Annotated in this window: 1 protein-coding gene; it reads right to left on the reverse strand. The window is 43.0% G+C overall.

The window, feature by feature from the left end:
• On the reverse strand, positions 1–732 hold a 732-nt coding region (locus tag AC1EU0_RS19175; RefSeq protein WP_480304377.1), incomplete at both ends, for a Kelch repeat-containing protein.

The raw sequence follows: 732 nt of genomic DNA on the forward strand, positions 1-732 counted from the left end.
GCTATCTTGGTAGTTAATGGTTGCAACGCCGTAGCGGGGGCCAAAGGGAACCTCTGTTACAACGGTGGTCGCAGTGAATGTATTATCGCTATTTAGTGCCAATTTATAAATTTTCTTAGATACATCTTCTGTAGTCTCAGCGTATCCGCCAATGATATAAAGAGCGTCGCCAAGAGCCACCATGCGGGCATCTTGTAATGGCTCGAGGGTACCTGAAACATCAACTTTCTCCCATACATCTGAAGTGGGTAATTGTCTCCAGATAGCATTTGAAACACCATTTCCTTGAACACCACCAAAGAGGTACATTTGGTTCTCGAACACAGTCATGGTGAAACGACTGATATTAGGCAAGTTACTGTCGTGCTTGGTCCAGTTAATACCGTCCATAGAGGAGAATACTTCATTGCTTCGGCTCTCTCGTGGATTAATGCCACCAACGACCCAAATCTTATCTTGATAAACGCTAACACCATGCTCATTGCGACTTGATACCATGGAATTATTGATAATCGTGTGGTTATCCCAGTTTTTACCGTCGTCAGAACTTTGAAGTACTGAAATATCGTTTCTCCCTGCAATTGCCCAAAGTTTGTCTTTAAAACTCACCACTGGCGAATTAATCACCCTATTTCTTTTAGTGACGTCGCTATGCGTTAATCGACTCCATGTGGCATCTTTGTTCAAGCTCCAACTATCATCACCTCTACCAGAATCATCATCTACACTAGA

This window comes from Parashewanella sp. 2210YD4-3 (genome assembly GCF_056591735.1).